The 15,646-nt window shown below is 73.8% G+C and carries 16 protein-coding genes and 1 tRNA gene; 7 read left to right on the top strand and 10 right to left on the bottom strand.

The window, feature by feature from the left end:
• Nucleotides 1–8: 8 nt before the first annotated feature.
• From ACYX4T_RS11460 to ACYX4T_RS11450, 3 genes are all read right to left on the bottom strand, one after another.
• Nucleotides 9–1,028: a beta-ketoacyl-ACP synthase 3 gene (locus ACYX4T_RS11460; RefSeq protein WP_476014638.1), complete on the bottom strand. Its 1,020-nt coding sequence runs from the start codon at nt 1,026–1,028 to the stop codon at nt 9–11.
• Between the two features lie 152 nt (nt 1,029–1,180).
• The gene (locus ACYX4T_RS11455) at nt 1,181–1,567 is read right to left on the bottom strand and encodes a YchJ family protein (RefSeq protein WP_476014637.1); all 387 of its coding nucleotides are present in this window, start codon (nt 1,565–1,567) and stop codon (nt 1,181–1,183) included.
• Between the two features lie 28 nt (nt 1,568–1,595).
• Nucleotides 1,596–2,357 carry a DUF4386 domain-containing protein gene (locus ACYX4T_RS11450; protein ID WP_476014636.1) on the bottom strand — a complete coding sequence of 254 codons (762 nt, stop codon included), beginning with the start codon at nt 2,355–2,357 and terminating at the stop codon, nt 1,596–1,598.
• Between the two features lie 209 nt (nt 2,358–2,566).
• On the opposite strand from ACYX4T_RS11450, the gene ACYX4T_RS11445 reads away from it, so the two are divergent.
• From ACYX4T_RS11445 to ACYX4T_RS11430, 4 genes are read left to right on the top strand one after another with little or no spacing between them, the layout of a single operon-like run.
• Nucleotides 2,567–3,538, top strand: coding sequence for an NAD(P)-dependent alcohol dehydrogenase (locus ACYX4T_RS11445; RefSeq protein ID WP_476014635.1), 972 nt, complete (start codon nt 2,567–2,569; stop codon nt 3,536–3,538).
• A gap of 14 nt (nt 3,539–3,552) precedes the next feature.
• Complete coding sequence (locus tag ACYX4T_RS11440) at nt 3,553–4,320, top strand: DUF4386 domain-containing protein (RefSeq protein WP_476014634.1); 768 nt, start codon at nt 3,553–3,555, stop codon at nt 4,318–4,320.
• 5 nt (nt 4,321–4,325) lie between these two features.
• Nucleotides 4,326–5,363, top strand: a complete 1,038-nt coding sequence (locus ACYX4T_RS11435; RefSeq protein ID WP_476014633.1) for a sensor histidine kinase — start codon at nt 4,326–4,328, stop codon at nt 5,361–5,363.
• Nucleotides 5,360–6,019, top strand: a complete 660-nt coding sequence (locus tag ACYX4T_RS11430) for a response regulator (RefSeq protein ID WP_476014632.1) — start codon at nt 5,360–5,362, stop codon at nt 6,017–6,019. Before ACYX4T_RS11435 ends, ACYX4T_RS11430 begins: the two co-directional genes overlap by 4 nt.
• Before the next feature lie 21 nt (nt 6,020–6,040).
• Here the strand turns inward: ACYX4T_RS11430 and ACYX4T_RS11425 are convergent, their stop codons facing one another.
• From ACYX4T_RS11425 to ACYX4T_RS11415, 3 genes are all read right to left on the bottom strand, one after another.
• A complete protein-coding gene (locus tag ACYX4T_RS11425; RefSeq protein WP_476014631.1) occupies nt 6,041–6,277 on the bottom strand; it encodes a LapA family protein in 237 nt (78 codons plus the stop codon).
• Nucleotides 6,270–7,412: an AI-2E family transporter gene (locus ACYX4T_RS11420; protein WP_476014630.1), complete on the bottom strand. Its 1,143-nt coding sequence runs from the start codon at nt 7,410–7,412 to the stop codon at nt 6,270–6,272. Before ACYX4T_RS11420 ends, ACYX4T_RS11425 begins: the two co-directional genes overlap by 8 nt.
• Before the next feature lie 255 nt (nt 7,413–7,667).
• Nucleotides 7,668–8,072, bottom strand: coding sequence for a MerR family transcriptional regulator (locus ACYX4T_RS11415; RefSeq protein ID WP_476014629.1), 405 nt, complete (start codon nt 8,070–8,072; stop codon nt 7,668–7,670).
• Nucleotides 8,073–8,481: 409 nt separating this feature from the next.
• Between ACYX4T_RS11415 and ACYX4T_RS11410 the strand changes: the two genes are divergently transcribed.
• Nucleotides 8,482–8,682 (top strand): hypothetical protein, encoded by a 201-nt coding sequence (locus tag ACYX4T_RS11410; protein WP_476014628.1) that lies wholly within the window; start codon nt 8,482–8,484, stop codon nt 8,680–8,682.
• A gap of 9 nt (nt 8,683–8,691) precedes the next feature.
• Here ACYX4T_RS11410 and ACYX4T_RS11405 read toward each other — a convergent pair whose 3' ends face one another.
• Together ACYX4T_RS11405 and ACYX4T_RS11400 are read right to left on the bottom strand one after the other, a co-directional pair.
• Nucleotides 8,692–10,203, bottom strand: a complete 1,512-nt coding sequence (locus ACYX4T_RS11405; protein WP_476014627.1) for a SulP family inorganic anion transporter — start codon at nt 10,201–10,203, stop codon at nt 8,692–8,694.
• Nucleotides 10,204–10,758: 555 nt separating this feature from the next.
• Nucleotides 10,759–10,833, bottom strand: a tRNA-Arg gene (locus ACYX4T_RS11400).
• A 51-nt stretch (nt 10,834–10,884) separates the two neighbouring features.
• On the opposite strand from ACYX4T_RS11400, the gene ACYX4T_RS11395 reads away from it, so the two are divergent.
• Complete coding sequence (locus ACYX4T_RS11395) at nt 10,885–11,883, top strand: NAD(P)-binding domain-containing protein (RefSeq protein WP_476014626.1); 999 nt, start codon at nt 10,885–10,887, stop codon at nt 11,881–11,883.
• Between the two features lie 180 nt (nt 11,884–12,063).
• On the opposite strand, the gene ACYX4T_RS11390 is transcribed toward ACYX4T_RS11395, so the two are convergent.
• Nucleotides 12,064–12,852 carry a DUF305 domain-containing protein gene (locus tag ACYX4T_RS11390; RefSeq protein ID WP_476014625.1) on the bottom strand — a complete coding sequence of 263 codons (789 nt, stop codon included), beginning with the start codon at nt 12,850–12,852 and terminating at the stop codon, nt 12,064–12,066.
• Nucleotides 12,849–13,832, bottom strand: coding sequence for a DUF3105 domain-containing protein (locus ACYX4T_RS11385; RefSeq protein ID WP_476014624.1), 984 nt, complete (start codon nt 13,830–13,832; stop codon nt 12,849–12,851). The genes ACYX4T_RS11390 and ACYX4T_RS11385 overlap by 4 nt, the downstream gene beginning before the upstream one ends.
• 133 nt (nt 13,833–13,965) lie before the next feature.
• Between ACYX4T_RS11385 and argS the strand changes: the two genes are divergently transcribed.
• The gene (argS, locus tag ACYX4T_RS11380; RefSeq protein ID WP_476014623.1) at nt 13,966–15,636 is read left to right on the top strand and encodes an arginine--tRNA ligase; all 1,671 of its coding nucleotides are present in this window, start codon (nt 13,966–13,968) and stop codon (nt 15,634–15,636) included.
• Nucleotides 15,637–15,646: the final 10 nt, after the last annotated feature.

The following is a 15,646-nucleotide window of genomic DNA, read 5'->3' as shown; positions in this document are numbered from 1 at the left end:
CGCGCCGGTCACGCGGTGATCGGCGGCAGCGCGACGACCTGGGACCCGTAGGTCAGGCCGGCGCCGAACCCGGCGAGCAGGGCGACCTGCCCGGGTTCGGCCTCGCCGTCCTGCAGCAGGGCGTGCATCGCGAGCGGTACCGAGGCGGCCGAGGTGTTCCCGGCGCGGACGACGTCGCGGGCGACGACGACCCGGTCGGGCAGCGCGAGTGCGCGCACGAGGGCGTCGGTGATGCGGTTGTTGGCCTGGTGGGGCACGAAGGCGTCGAGGTCGTCGACGGTCACGCCCGCGGCGGCGAGTGCCTTCTCGGCGACCGGGGCGATCTGCGTGCTCGCCCAGCGGAACACCGCCGGGCCCTGCATGCGCAACCCGGGCACCGCGCCCGCCGGGTCGGCGAGGCCGTCCCGCCAGCTCGGGCGGTGCTCGATGAGGTCGGCCTGGCTGCCGTCGGCCCCCCAGACGGCGGGTCCGACGCCGGGCGCGTCGCTCGGGCCCACGACCACGGCGCCGGCGCCGTCACCGAACAGGAAGGCCGTGGAGCGGTCGGAGGGGTCGAGCAAGTCGGTCATGCGCTCGACGCCGACGAGCAGGACGTGACGCGCCGTGCCGGCCCGGATCATGGCGCGCGCCGTCTCGAGGCCGTAGGAGAAGCCCGAGCACGCGGCGCCGAGGTCGACCGCGGCGCCGGTGACGCCGAGGCGGTCGGCGAGCCGGGTCGAGACCTGGGGGCAGGCGGTGTCCGGCGACATCGTCGCCACGACGACGACGTCGATCTCGGCGGGGGAGACGGCCGCGACGCCGAGGGCGTCGCGCCCGGCCGCGGCCGCCATGGCGACCACGGTCTCGTCCTGGGCGGCGACCCCGCGGGTGCGGATGCCGGAGCGCGCGACGACCCACTCGGGGTCGACGTCGATGTGCGCGCACACCTCCTCGTTGGTCGCGTACCGGCGGGGCCGGAACGCGCCGAGGCCCAGCAGGCGGGCGTCGCCGCCTTCGGGGCATCGGACCTGGATCGGAGTGCGGTGCACGGACGGCTCCCGGTGGTCGACGCGGGCCGGTGACGGCCCGCACCCCACGGTGAGGGGCGCCGACGGTTACTCGGAAGTCCTACTATTCGGTACGGGGATGCGATGGATCACACTGCCCCGGCCCGGGTCGTGGGACCGCCGACCGCGGCGGGTCAGCGGGCGGTGCCGTCCCGGTAGAGCCACCGCCCGGCCTCCCGCACGAAGCGGCTGCGCTCGTGCAGGACCCCCGTCCGCGGGCCCTCGCGGTGGTGCGCGCGGAACTCGACGACGCCATCGGCGTCGAACAGGCCGCCGCCGACGCGGTCGAGGACCTCCAGCTGCGTCCACCGGATCGCGGGATCGAGCGTCAGCGCCGCCGGGCGGGTCGCGGGGTGCCAGGTCCTCAGCAGGTGGTCGACGTCGCCGCGCGCGAAGGCGGTGTAGCGCGACCGCATGAGGGCCTCGGCGGTGGGTGCCGCGCCGCCGTCGTCGCCGAGGTACCGGCCGCAGCACGCGTCGAAGGGTTCGGGCAGGCCGCACGGGCACGGGCGGGGAGGCACGCCCGTCGAGTATGCCGTCAGGTCGCTGTCACGTCGCCGCGTCGACGGGCGACGACGCCGACGGTGCGCCCTGCGACCGGGGGCCGGCGCCGCGGACGAGCAGCCAGGCGACGGCCACGAGCTCGGCGACGGAGGTCAGGGTGCCGAGCACCGGCTCGGCGGCGGCGCGCAGGCCCGGCGCGAGGAAGAGCAGGACGGTGTCGAGGAGGAACCCGACGCTGGCCGCGACGAGGAGCACGCCGAGCCACCGGGGGAACATCGCCGACCGGTACATCAGGTAGCCCAGGGGGAGCAGCCAGAGCCCGAAGAACACCTGCGCGCTCAGGTAGCCGTAGTGGTGGGTGTCCAGGAGCAGCAGCGACAGCGGTGCTCCCTCGGCTCCGAGGGCGGCCGGGTAGGGCGGGGCGGTCGCCGCGAGGAACGCGGCGAAGGTCTGGCTCAGGACGGCGAAGGTGATGGCGACGCCGACGGCGGCGAACACCACCATCGCCGCGGCGACGTCGCGGTCGACGTGGCGCAGCAGCCGGTACAGGGCCATCGCCGTGAGCAGCAGGAAGGTTGCCATCGCCAGGTCGGCCACGAATCCGAGGCGGAAGAGCACGGGTTGCGCGGCCAGGTTCGCGGAGGTCGCCGTCGCGTCGCCGGGGATGTACAGCCGACCGCGGACGACGACGTGGGCGAAGATGCCGAACACCACGACGAGCAGGTAGGAGAGGCCGGCGAGACGGGCCAGCCGGCCGGGTCCCGGCCCTCGGCGCGGGGCGGTACTCGGATTCGGGGACGTGCTCACGGGATCACCACCCATCCAGGGGCCGGCCGGGGACGTCCGGCCCGTCGTCCGAGCCTCGGTCGCCACCACAGCGCGTCGCCATCGGTGCCGGACCCCATTTCCGCGGGTCGCACCGAGAAATGGGTGCGGGCACCGATGGCACGCGGGCACCGGAGCGCGTGATGGTGGCTTCCGACGTGATGCCGCGGGGGCAGCGTCGGGAGGCAGCGATGAAGGCGATCGTCCGGCGTGCCTACGGCGGCGTGGGAGCCCTGGAGTTCCAGGACGTGGAGCCGCCGCGCCCCGGGCCGGAGGAGGTCCTGGTCCGGGTGACGGCGGCCGGTGTGGACCGGGGTGTGTGGCACCTGATGACCGGGTTGCCCTACCTGGTGCGCCTGGCCGGCTTCGGGGTGCGTCGCCCGAAGCAGCCCGTGCTCGGCATGGACGTCGCCGGCGTGGTCGAGCAGGTGGGGGAGCGGGTCACGCGGTTCGCCGTCGGCGACGAGGTGTTCGGCATCGCGGCCGGGTCGTTCGCCGAGTACGCCGTCGCCCGGGAGGGCAAGCTCGCCGGCAAGCCGGCCTCGGTCGGGTTCCCCGAGGCCGCCACGCTGGGCGTGTCCGGGTTGGCGGCCCTCCAGGCCGTGCGCGACCACGGGCGGGTCCGCGCGGGAGAGCGCGTGCTGGTGCTGGGTGCGTCGGGCGGGGTGGGCAGCTTCACGGTGCAGGTGGCGAACGCATACGGGGCGCACGTCACCGGCGTCTGCAGCGCCGCCAAGACCGACCTGGTCCGGGGTCTGGGTGCCGACGAGGTCGTCGACTACGCCCGGGACGACGTCACGTCGGGCGATCGGCAGTGGGACGTCGTCCTCGACATCGGCGGCAACCGTCCTCTGCGGGCCCTGCGACGCGCGCTCACGCCGACCGGGCGGCTGGTGATCGTCGGCGGGGAGGGCGGCGACCGCTGGATCGGCGGCGTCGACCGGCAGCTGCGGGCTCTGCTGCTCTCGCCGTTCGTCCGGCAGTCGCTGGGCAGCTTCATCTCCTCGGAGAACGCCGACGACCTCGCCGTGCTCGCCGAGATGGTGGCCGCCGGAGGGCTGCTGCCGGCCGTCGAGTCGACCTTCCCGCTGGCCGACGCGCCGGGCGCCATCGAGCACGTCGCCACCGGGCGGGCCCGGGGCAAGGTCGCGCTCACCGTCTGACCCGAGGACCCGACATGCCCACCGGACCCGTCGCGCGGGACCCGAACCGCCTGGCTCGGACGATCGGCACCCTCTTCGTCCTGCTGGCGGTGCTCGGCCCGTTCAGCCTGCTCTACGTCCCCGGCGAGATCGTCGTCGCCGGCGACGCCACGGCGACCGCGGCGAACCTCCGTGAGGCCGGCGGCCTGCTCCGTGCCGGCATCGTCGTCGAGGTCGCGATCATGCTCGTCGAGGTCGCGATGCCGGTGCTGCTGTACCTCCTGCTGCGGTCGGTGAGCCGTGGCGTGGCGTTGACCGCGGCGTTCGCCCGGCTCGCCGAGGCCGTGGTGATCGGGATCGGCCTGCTCGGCACCCTGGCGGCGCTGCGCCTGGCGAACGAGCCCGCGGGCGCGCTCGACCCCGCACAGCGCGACGCCCTCGCCCTGCTGGCCCTCGAGGTGCACGGGGACGCGGTGCTCGTCAGCCAGCTGTTCTTCGGGTCCTCCCTGGTGCTGCTCGGGTGGCTGGTCCACCACGCGGAGTTCTTCCCGCGGGTCTTCGGGGCGCTGCTCGGGCTCGCCGGGGCCGGGTACCTGGTCGACGGCCTCGGCACCCTGCTCTGGTCCGGCTACGCGGACGCGTGGGGCTGGCTCGTCGGCGTCACCGCCCTGGTCGGCGAGGTGCCCTTCTTCCTGTGGCTGCTCGTCAAGGGCGTCGACCGACGGGCGTGGTCCGAGCGTGCGGACGCCGGGGCCGGTGGTCGCCCGGCCGGTTCCGCGGGACGGTTCGATCCCGCACGCTGATGGCCATGACGACGTCACCGCCCCGGCCGGTGGGTGGCGCGCCGCGGGAGCGCGCCGACCCGGTCCCGCGGCGGCGCAACTCCTCGCTGTACGCGCGGGTGGTCGCGGTGAACGCGGCCATCCTGGTCGCGGCCGTGCTCATGCTCGCGATCACGCCGGCGACGGTCTCGTGGCCGGCGGCCACCGAGGAGTGGGTCGTCCTCGCCGGCGGACTCGTGATCATGGTGGTCGCGAACGCGTTGCTGCTGCGCTTCAGCTTCAGCGGTCTGGCCGCCCTGGTCCGGCGCATGGAGACCCTGGACGTCCTCCGACCCCGCGAGCGCCTCCCGGAGATGGGCGGGGCCGAGACACGGGCGCTGATCGCCGGCTACAACACGATGCTCGACCGGCTCGAGGCCGAGCGACGGGCCAGCACGCGCCGGACGATCTCCGGTCTGGAGGCCGAGCGGCAACGTCTCGGTCGGGAGCTGCACGACGAGATCGGGCAGCGGCTGACCGGCATCCTCCTGCAGCTCGGCCGCCTCCACGACGAGGCGTCGGAGCCGCTGCGTCCCCGCATCGAGGAGGTGGCGGACCAGACCCGGGCGACGCTGGACGAGGTCGGCGCGCTCGCCTACCAGGTGCGCCCCGGTGTGCTCACCGATCTCGGGCTGCGCAGCGGCCTGGACGCACTGGTCGGCTCCCTGCGCCAGCACGGTTGCACGGCGCGGATCGACGCGGTCCTGCCGAACCGTCTGCCGGCGATGTCCGCGGAGGTGGAGCTCGCGGTCTACCGCATCGCCCAGGAGGCGCTCACCAACGCGGTCCGGCACGCGGGGGCGGACCGGATCACGCTGGTCCTGGAGGTCGGGGCGGAGCAGCTGCACCTGACGGTCACCGACGACGGTGCCGGCGCGGCCGACGTCGACAGCGACGGGCAGGGCGTCCGCGGCATGCGCGAGCGTGCGCTGCTGATCGGCGGCCGACTGCTCATCGACAGCCCCTCCCGGGGGACGCGCGTCCGGTTGTCGGTGAGCATCGCACTCCTCGGCGGCCGACCATGACGTCCCCGCCCCCCGCACGGGTTCTCATCGCCGACGACCACGCCGTGGTGCGCGAGGGCTTGAAGGCCGTGCTGGAGCGGCAGGCCGACCTGCAGGTCGTCGCCGAGGCCGTCGACGGGCTCGAAGCGATCGAGGTGGCCACGAGGACCCGGGTCGACCTGGCCGTCCTCGACGTGGCCATGCCGCACCTGACCGGGTTGCAGGCCACCCGCGAGATCGTCCGTCGACGCCCCGGCCTGCCCGTGCTGCTGCTGTCGATGTACGACCGGGAGCAGTACTTCTTCGAGGCCATCGCCGCCGGAGCGGCCGGCTACGTGCTCAAGCGGCAGGCCGACCGCGACCTGGTCGATGCCTGTCGGGCCGCGGTCCGGGGCGAGCCGTTCATCCATCCCGCGGCTCTGGGCGCGCTGATGCGCCGTTACCTCGAGCGGGTCGCCCACGGCGAGCGACCCGGGCGCGGACCGCTGACCCCGCGCGAGAGCGAAGTGGTGAAGCTGGTCGCCGAGGGCCACAGCTCCGCGGAGATCGCCGAGCTGCTCACCCTCAGCCCCAAGACCGTCGAGCGGCACCGCGCGAACATCCTCGACAAGCTCGGTCTGCGCGACCGGGTCGAGGTCACCCGCTACGCCATCCGGTCCGGCCTGATCGAGCCCTGAGGCACACCGGCGCCGGGCGCCTCACCGACGTCGGCGCGACACCAGGACACCCGCCACGAAGCCGATGACGAGCGTGATCGTCAGCGCCGCCCACTGCGGCATGACGACGAGCGGGATGAGCAGTCGGATGCCGACCGGGTCGCGGTTCTCCAGGACGAAGACCAGGGCGACGACGAGGAGGACGCCCCCGACGATCCATCGGGAGTCGACCTTCCTGCCACCCGTCGAGCTCCGCTTCGCTCGTGACGCCTCAGACATGCCCGTCCTCCTGCTCCGTGGTGTTGCGGTCACCGACGCCATGGCCGGTGGGGGTGCGGACGGGTGTGGACCGCCCCCGGCCGCCGCGCTCGGACAGGACGTGGCCGATGACGACCTTGCCGGCGGCGGTGAGCGGGAGGGCCGTCATCGCGCCGAGCAGCCCGGCGGTGGCGCCGCCGATGAGGATGGCGACGAACGCGCCGACGGGCGAGAGCTCGATGGCCTTGGAGAACACCCGCGGCGCGACGAGGTAGTTCTCGACGCCCTGGTAGATCATGAAGTAGACGAGCGTTCCGATGGCCAGCGGGAAGCTGACGGTGAGGGCCGCGACGACCGCGACGAACGAGGCGAGGGTCGCGCCGATCTGGGGGACGGCGTCGAGGACGGCGACCACGAGCGCCAGCAGCGCCGGGTAGGGGATGCCCGCGAGCAGGAAGAAGACGAACGCCGCGAGCCCGGCGATCCCGGACACGACCAGCTGGCCCGAGACGTACCCCCCGATGCGCCCCAGGGCGGCCTCGGCGGCGGCGATGCGCTCCTCGCGGGCCAGCAGGCGGTCCATCCCGGCGCGGATGCGGGGCATGGCCAGCGAGAAGTACACCAGCAGCGCCAGCACGGTGACCGTGGCGAACACGCCCCCGAAGAGCGCGCCGAGCACGCTGAAGACCGCCGCGGCGCCGGCCGCGACGAGACCGCCGAGCCCCGAGAGCGACTGCTGCAGCTGCTGCTGGGTGCCCGGGTCGGTCATCGCGCTGCCGACGGCGCTGCCGGGGCCGCCGAGCCGCTCGCCCAGGGCGGCGAGCCGGTCCGGGAGCTCCGCGACGAGGTAGCCGATCTCGTTCACGGCCGGGACCACCAGCACGGCGGCCAGTCCCACGAGGACCACGAGGACGAGCAGGACGACCAGGGCGACGGCCAGTCCGCGGCGCAGCCCGCGCGTCACGAACCAGCGGATCGCGGGTTCGATGCCGGTGGCCAGGAAGAAGCCGACGAACACCAGCACGATCGCGCCCCGCGCGACGACGATCGCCGCGGCCAGCGCGAGGACGACCAGGACCGTCGCGGTGATCGCCGCGTAGTCCTCCAGGGGCATCCGGCGACGGCGGTCCGACCGCGCCGCCGAGATCTCGCTCATGAGCTCTCCTCGACGAGCTGACGACGCGGTGGGGCGTCCGCGCCATGATCGGGCACCCGCCGGGGCGGCGCGCCCCCGATTCGGGTGAGATGACCCGAGCAAGGATCCGCCGCGCACGCGAGATCCGCGGGGTGGCCACCATCCCGGCCGCCAGCGCTGTGTGCGGGGTGATTGATCACGGCGAAGGTGCGCCGGCGCCGGGCGTCCCCGTCCACCTCGCCGGTCGAGAGCGACGGGTCCGCCTCGGCCGGGCGCTCACCCTCGCGCTCGCATCGCCGACGGCGAGCGGAGGAGGTCGGCGAAGTCCTCGGCGCGGTGCAGTTGCTCCCGGAGCGCGTCGATGCGGGCCTCGACGATCGAGCGGTACATGCCGAGCCGGTCGGAGAGCTCGGCCTTGCGCTCGGGCGCGGGCGCCGGCTCGGCGGTGAGGGCCCGCACCGTCTCCAGCAGGTCGCGCATCTGCTCCAAGGTGAACTCCAGCGGCTTCATCTGCTTGATGAGCCGGAGCTGGGCGATGTTCTCCTCGGAGTACAGCCGGAAGCCGCCGGACGATCGCTCGGCGGGGACCACGAGCCCGACCTCCTCGTAGTACCGGATGGTGCGCAGGGACAGGCCGGCGCGGTCGGCCACGACGCCGATCTGCATCAGGTCGTCACGCATCTCTCCACCGTCCTCGTCCGAGGTGCCTGGCCCCTGCCCCCGCGTCCCTGCCCTCGCGTCGTCTGCTCTCGCCAGGAAGCATCGCCTGCACTCCACGGCCCTCCGAGGGAGGCACGAGCACCACTCAAGTCTGTCATCACGGCAGGGTAGGTCCGCGATCACGTGGAGCCCTGCGCCGTCGGACCTCCCGGTCACGCGGATGGAGATCATCGACCTCACCGAGTAGGTCTTCACGCACCCGCGGCGACGGTCGACGAGGTCCTCGATGCGGCCCGCCGGCGAGATGTGCGCCCTGAGGTGCTCGGCGCCTTGCGGTCGTTGCCGCATCGCAGCTACCGCGGACCCGTCGGACTCCTGCACGACGACGACCCGGAGGCCGGTCGGCGGTTCCTGGTTCCGGGAGGCCGTCGTGGTCCGCGACGCGGACGGGGACGTCGTCCACGCGGAGTTGCGCCGGCCCGGGGGCGGCACCGTCCTCGTCGGCGGCACCGGTGACGTCGTCGTGGGACCGCACGCGACCGAGTTCGCCGCGGGCGGCCCCACCGACGCCTTCAGCGTGCGCGACACCGAGGGCAGCCTGTGGACCTTCGGGATCTACCGGGGAGCCTGAGCACGCCCGTCAGTGGCTTCCGGCGAGGTTGCCGGCGAGGTTGTCGTGGCGGGCCCGGCTGTTGTCGTTCATCCCGGTGATGGTGACCTCGGTGCCGCGGTCCTCGTACTTGGTGGTGATGGCGTCGAGGGCGGCGACGGTGGAGGCGTCCCAGATGTGGGCTTCGGACAGGTCGATCACGACGCGACCGGGGTCGCAGGCGTAGTCGAACTGGTAGGTCAGGTCGTTGCTGGACGCGAAGAACAGCTGCCCGGAGACGCGGTAGATCTTCGTGCTGCCGTCGGGGTCGAGGACCCCGTCGACCTCGACGAGGTGGGCCACGCGGCGTGCGAAGAGCACCGTCGCGACGAGCACCCCGACGACGACGCCGATCGCAAGGTTGTGGGTGGTCACGGTGACCGCGACCGTCGCCGCCATCACCGCCAGCTCGCTCTTGGGCATCCGGCGCAGGGTGGCGGGGGCGATGCTGTGCCAGTCGAAGGTCGCGACCGCGACCATGATCATGACAGCGACGAGGGCGGCCATCGGGATGCGGGCCACGACGTCGCCGAGGGCGACCACGAGGATCAGCAGGAAGACCCCGGCGAGGAACGTCGAGAGCCGGGTGCGGGCGCCGGACTTCACGTTGATCATCGTCTGTCCGATCATCGCGCAGCCGCCCATGCCGCCGAAGAAGCCGGTGACGACGTTGGCCACGCCCTGGCCCCAGGACTCGCGGGTCTTGTCGGAGTGGGTGTCGGTGATCCCGTCCACCAGCTTGGCCGTCATCAGCGACTCCATCAGCCCGACCAGCGCCATCGCCAGCGCGTAGGGCGCGATGATCGCGAGGGTCTCGACGGTGAACGGCACCGTCGGGATGCCGAGGATCGGCAGGCTGTCGGGCAGGTCGCCCTGGTCGCCGACGGTCGGCACGGCGACGCCGGCGGCGACGGTGAACGCGGTGAGCACGACGATGGCCACCAGCGGCGCGGGCACGGCCCGGGTGAGCCGCGGCAGGCCCACCATGACCAACAGGCCCACGGCCAGCAGCACGTACACCGTCCACGGCACGTCGACCAGGTAGGGCAGCTGGGCGAGGAAGATCAGGATGGCGAGCGCGTTGACGAAGCCGACCATGACCATGCGCGGCAGGAACCGCATCAGCCGCGCCACCCCGAGGACCCCGAGCAGGACCTGGATCAGCCCGCCCAGCACGACCGCGGCGAACAGGTACTCCACCCCGTGCTCGAGCACGAGGGGAGCGAGCACGAGGGCGATGGCGCCGGTCGCCGCGGAGATCATCGCCTTGCGCCCGCCGAGGATCGCGATGGTGACGGCCATGGTGAACGAGGCGAACAGGCCCACCCGCGGGTCGACCCCGGCAATGATCGAGAACGAGATCGCTTCGGGGATCAGGGCGAGCGCGACGACGAGGCCCGCGAGGACCTCGACGCGGGCCTCCCGCCATGACGGGATCCGGATGCGGCGGGCCGCGGTGGTGGACGAGCGCAATGCTCCGGACAGGACGGCAGGCAGCGGCATGGGCTCTTTCGGGAGGGGAGCGGGAAGCGGTGCGAGCGGCGACGCCGGAGCTCGCGAGCGCCTTGACCGTACGGTCACGTGAGAGAAGAGTCCGAGCTCTTGTGATGTTGATCGTCTGTGAGGCGACGGACACGCGGCTGCTCGGTGCTCCCTCCCACCGGCCACCCCGGGGCCGCCTCCCGACTGTCGGGGCGGCCTCACGACGATCGCCGCGACCACGACCAGCACCGGCAGCACGGTACGACGACCACCCAGACCACGAGGCCCCTCGCCGGCCCGGACCGTCCGCCGGTCGGCGACCGCGACGAGGCGTTCGAGCAGGACCGGCGTGAGCGAGATGCCCGCCGTTCCCGACGCGGAGACCATGCCGATCGCAAGCCCCGCCGCCGAACCACCACGTGCGCGTCATCGACGCCGCCACCGGTGAACTCCTGCGCGAGCTCGACGTCGACCCGACCCGCGACGACCAGCCCAGACGACCGACAACCCCGACATGACAAACGCCCGAACCCACACGACGGGGTTCGGGCGTCCGGGATGTCCTGACACATCACATGGTGCCCCCGGCAGGATTCGAACCTGCGCTCCCGCCTCCGGAGGGCGGTGCTCTATCCCCTGAGCTACGGGGGCGAACCGTGGCTGAGCCTAGCGCACGGGCCGGTGAGCACCGACGCTCGGGTGATGGCACACGCAGAGATCCATCAGGACCGCACCGTCGACGCCGCGGACCTCTCCGCATTGTCCGGGCGCACGATCGCCGTGCTCGGGTTCGGCAACCAGGGCGCGGCGCAGGCGGCGAACCTGCGCGACTCGGGGTACGCGCCGCTCGTCGGGAACCGGGAGGACGGCTACGTCGCGGGCGCGCGTGAGGAGGGCTTCGACGTCCGCCCGATCGGTGAGGCGGCCGCGGCGGCGGACATCGCCCTGCTGCTCGTGCCCGACGAGGTGCAGCCGGACCTGGTGCGCCACGAGGTGGCGCCGGGGCTGACGGCGGGGGACACGCTCGTCGTGGCCAGCGGCTACAACTGGCACTTCGGGCTGCTCGAGGTGCCCGACGGGGTCGACGTCGTCATGGTCGCGCCGCGGATGATCGGCGCGGCGGTGCGCGACCGGTACGTCGACCGGCACGGGTTCCCGTGCTTCGTGTCGGTCGAGCGGGACGCGACGGGGCGCGCGTGGGACACGACGCTCGCGGTGGCGCGGGCGATCGGCGGCACCCTCGGCGGGGCCATCGTCTCCAGCGCGCGCGAGGAGGCGGCGCTCGACCTGTTCAGCGAGCAGGCCGTGTGGCCGGCGATCCTCGACGTCGTGCGCACCGCCCACCGCGTGGCGATCGAGGCCGGATTCAGTGAGGAGGCGGTGCTGAACGAGCTCTACCTGTCGGCCGAGCCCGCCGAGGTGTTCGCGCACGTCGCCCGTGAGGGCCTGTTCGGGCAGCTCGGGCTCCACTCACGGACGTCGCAGTACGGGCAGCTGCGCTCGCTCGCGGCACTCGACGAGCAGGGCGAGCTGGCGGCGCGCTTCGCCCGCGTGATGCACGACGACATCCTGTCCGGCGCCTTCGCGCGCGAGTGGAGCCGTCCCGAGGCCGGCGAGCGGCTCGAGGCCCTGCACCGCGAGGCCGCTGCCAGCCCGATCGCCGCCGCCGAGGCGGAGGTGCGAGCGCGGCTGGGGTCGTAGCGCCGATGATCAGGAGGTCGCTACGCACCTCCGAGCCCTCGCCCGGCGTGCTTTTCGGCCCCCTGATCGTCGTTCCGACCCGCGCGACGCCCGCGTCGGCGTGTCGGGTCAGCGAGGATGTGGCGATCCTGGCGTCAGGCGCCAGCGATGCCGCATCGCTCGCACAGAGTGCGCCACGGATCAGCCGCCGCCGTGCATCCCGTCCATGCCGGCGTGGGGGTCGGCGGGCGCGGGGAGGGGTGCGGCGCCGCGCTCGGCGAGCATCTGCGTCATCGTCGCCGACTCGGCGGTCTGGGACGCGACCATGCTCTGCGCGAGCGCCCGGACCGCGGGGACCGAGGCGTCGGCGGCCGCGGCCTCCATCATCGGCAGACCGCCCTGGTGGTGGCGCAGCATGAGCTGCAGGAACTCGACGTCGAGCTCGCGCCCGGTGGCCGCGCGCATCCGCGCCAGGTCCTCCGGGGAGGCCATGCCCGGCATGGACGCCATCGGCATGCCCATCCACCCCATGAACTGTCCGGAGGGCGGGGAGAGCGGCCGACCCCACAGCGTCAGCCAGCCCTCCATGCGCCCGACCTGCGACGTCTGGGTCGACTCGATGTCGAACGCGATCTGGCGCACGCGCGGGTCGGCGGTGTTGGTCCGCGCCCACACGGCCATCTCGACCGCCTGGCTGTGGTGGACCGTCATGTCCTGCAGGAACCCGACGTCGATGGAGTCCTCGGCGGGCCCGTACGACTCCGCCGTCGCGCGGCCCAGCGCGATCCCGCCGATGACGCCGACGAGGACGAGCAGCAGCGCGAGACCGCCGGCCACGACGGCCTTCGCCCACGTCGGGCTCGCCGACCACCACCCGCCGCCGGAGCCCCCGTCGTCGCCGCCGTCGTCGACGGGCGGTGGCGGGTCGGTGCGGTCGGTGTCGCTCGAGGGGTCGGTCACGGTGTCGCCCACCGGGCTGGGCGCGCTCATCCGCCGGCGCCCGCCGCGGCGCCGCGGCCGTCCATGGTCACCGCGTCCGGCGGCGGCGGGGACGCGTCGAAGGGCGGCGGGTTGTCCGGGTCGAAGTAGCCCGGCCCGAGCGCGTCGCAGCTCGCCCCGACCTCGGGGTAGGTGTACTGGTTCTGGCGCAGCGAGGAGATGAACTGGTCGATGCGCGGGTCGTTCGCGTCGGCGAGCTTGAGCTCGTGACCCCAGGACTGCAGCGAGATCGGCTGGTCGAGCCCGGGGTACGGCGACATCATCGTGTAGTCCTGGCCCTGCACCTTCGCCGCGAGCGCCTGCAGCGCCGGCCCGCTGACCTGGTCCGGGTTGTAGGCGATCCACACCGCGCCGTGCTCCAGCGAGTGGACCATGTTCTCGCTGCGCACCGGGGTGGGGTAGACGACGCCGTTGCACGCGGCCCAGTAGGCGTCGTGCGGGCCGCCGAAGGGCGGCGAGCGGTCGTAGGCGACGCGCTGCTGCGCGGTCACGTGCTGCTGGCCCGCGTACTGCCCGGTGATGACACCCGGGATCGCGAGCGAGGGGTCGCGGTTGTCGTCGCTCGGACGCCAGGCGCCGACCTCGCTCTCCCGCGAGAGCGCGAAGCCGATGACGACCGCGGCGAGCGCGACCACCACGGCGACGGCGCCGATCACCAGCCACGGCACCTGACGGCGCGTGCCGGCCGCGGGGCGCTTGCCGCGGGTGACCGGGTTCGGGCCGCGCTTCTGCCCGGGCCGCTGCGCGGTGCGCTGGCCCCCGCCCCGCTGGCCCCCGCCCCGCTGGCCCCCGTCCCGCTGACCAGCCGCCCGCTGGCCGCCGGACCGCTGGCCCCCGTCCCGCTGACCGCCGGACCGCTGGCCGTTGCCCGACCCCTGGCCGCCCTGCGACCGTCCGTCACGCCCGGAGCGCGAGGGTCCCGACGACCCCGAGCTCGACCCGGTCCGCCGGCCGGACCCACCACTCGCCATGGCCACGAGTTTACGGAGGACGTCGTAGCGCCCCGGTGACGGGTGCGCACCCCGCGTGATCGGCGCCGGGTGGGGGCCGGGTGGTGGACGCCGGAGCGAGGTCGCGCCGGTCGCGGTCCCTAGAATCCCCGGGGTGACCCCCGCTGCCCTGGCCGACCTCCTGCACGCCGTCGCCGTGGACGTGCTCACCGAGCGCGGCCTCGACACGGCGGTGCTGCCCGAGACGGTCACGGTAGAGCGCCCGCGCAACCCCGAGCACGGCGACTACGCGACCAACATCGCGCTGCGCTCGGCGAAGAAGGCGGGGGTCGCGCCGGCGGAGCTGGCGGGCTGGCTGGCCACCCGGCTCACCGACACCGACGGCATCGCGACCGCCGAGGTCGCGGGCCCCGGCTTCCTCAACCTGCGCCTCGCCGCGGACGCCCAGGCCGGCATCGTCGCCGCGGTGCTCGCGGCGGGCGACGGTTACGGGCACGCGGACACGCTGACCGGACAGGCGATCAACCTCGAGTTCGTCTCCGCGAACCCCACCGGCCCGATCCATCTCGGCGGCGCCCGGTGGGCCGCGGTCGGCGACGCGCTGGGCCGCGTGCTCGCCGCACAGGGGGCCGCGGTCACCCGCGAGTACTACGTCAACGACGCCGGCGCCCAGATCGACCGGTTCGCCGAGTCGCTCATCGCCGCCGCGGAGGGCCGGCCGGTGCCGGAGAACGGCTACGGCGGGGCGTACGTCGCGGAGGTGGCGGCGAAGGTCGTCGAGGCCTCGGGCGGGGTGGAGGACGAGACGAGCGTGCTCGACCAGCCCGACGACCAGAAGCTCGCCGCGTTCAAGCGCCTGGGCGTCGAGGTGATGCTCGACGAGATGCGCGCGAGCCTCGAGGCGTTCGGGACGCACTTCGACGTCTGGTCCTCCGAGCTCGCCCTGCACACCTCGGGCGCGGTGGAGAAGGCCGTCCAGGATCTCAAGGACGGCGACGCCCTCTACTTCGCCGAGGGCGCGTGGTGGATGCGCTCCACCGACCAGGGCGACGACAAGGACCGTGTCGTCATCAAGTCCGACGGCCGGCCCGCCTACATCGCCGGCGACATCGCCTACTACCGCGACAAGCGGGCGCGCGGCGCCGACCTGGCGATCTACATGCTCGGCGCGGACCACCACGGCTACATCCACCGGCTCAAGGCGGTGGCCGCGGCGTTCGGCGACGACCCGGCGCGGGTCGAGGTCCTCATCGGCCAGCTGGTCAACCTGGTGCGCGGCGGCGAGCCCGTGAAGATGTCCAAGCGCGCCGGCACGATCATCACGCTGGAGGACCTCGTCGACGCGGTCGGCGTGGACGCCGCGCGCTACTCGCTCGCGCGCAGCTCGGTCGACCAGGTGCTCGAGATCGACCTGGACCTCATCTCCAGCCGCACCAACGAGAACCCCGTGTTCTACGTGCAGTACGCCCACGCGCGGCTCGCGTCGCTGGCCCGCAACGCGGCGGACCTCGGTGTGAGCGCCGACGACCCCGACCTCGCCCTGCTCGTGCACCCGCGCGAGGGCGATCTCATCCGCACGCTCGGGGAGTTCCCGCGCGTGCTGGCGTCGGCGGCGGGCCTGCGCGAGCCGCACCGGGTGGCCCGCTACCTCGAGGAGCTCGCGGGCGCCTACCACCGCTTCTACGACACCTGCCGCGTCCTGCCGCAGGGCGACGAGGAGCCCGCGGGAATCCACACGGCGCGTCTCGCGCTGTGCACCGCGGCCCGCCAGGTGCTCGCCAACGGCCTGGGCCTGCTCGGCGTGAGCGCGCCCGAGCGCATGTGACCCCCCAGGA

This window comes from Actinomycetospora sp. ABD4_176 (assembly GCF_056311855.1).
This window is presented reverse-complemented; position numbering and strand designations above follow the sequence as displayed.

Bases quoted from the DNA above. Each gene is read 5' to 3' on its own strand.
- ACYX4T_RS11445 (WP_476014635.1), top strand. From the start codon at position 2,567: ATGAAGGCGATCGTCCGGCGTGCCTACGGCGGCGTGGGAGCCCTGGAG.
- ACYX4T_RS11390 (WP_476014625.1), bottom strand. From the start codon at position 12,852: ATGAGCGCGCCCAGCCCGGTGGGCGACACCGTGACCGACCCCTCGAGC.
- ACYX4T_RS11415 (WP_476014629.1), bottom strand. From the start codon at position 8,072: ATGCGTGACGACCTGATGCAGATCGGCGTCGTGGCCGACCGCGCCGGC.
- ACYX4T_RS11425 (WP_476014631.1), bottom strand. From the start codon at position 6,277: ATGTCTGAGGCGTCACGAGCGAAGCGGAGCTCGACGGGTGGCAGGAAG.
- ACYX4T_RS11430 (WP_476014632.1), top strand. From the start codon at position 5,360: ATGACGTCCCCGCCCCCCGCACGGGTTCTCATCGCCGACGACCACGCC.
- ACYX4T_RS11440 (WP_476014634.1), top strand. From the start codon at position 3,553: ATGCCCACCGGACCCGTCGCGCGGGACCCGAACCGCCTGGCTCGGACG.
- ACYX4T_RS11395 (WP_476014626.1), top strand. From the start codon at position 10,885: ATGGCACACGCAGAGATCCATCAGGACCGCACCGTCGACGCCGCGGAC.
- ACYX4T_RS11420 (WP_476014630.1), bottom strand. From the start codon at position 7,412: ATGAGCGAGATCTCGGCGGCGCGGTCGGACCGCCGTCGCCGGATGCCC.
- ACYX4T_RS11435 (WP_476014633.1), top strand. From the start codon at position 4,326: ATGACGACGTCACCGCCCCGGCCGGTGGGTGGCGCGCCGCGGGAGCGC.
- ACYX4T_RS11405 (WP_476014627.1), bottom strand. From the start codon at position 10,203: ATGCCGCTGCCTGCCGTCCTGTCCGGAGCATTGCGCTCGTCCACCACC.
- ACYX4T_RS11385 (WP_476014624.1), bottom strand. From the start codon at position 13,832: ATGGCGAGTGGTGGGTCCGGCCGGCGGACCGGGTCGAGCTCGGGGTCG.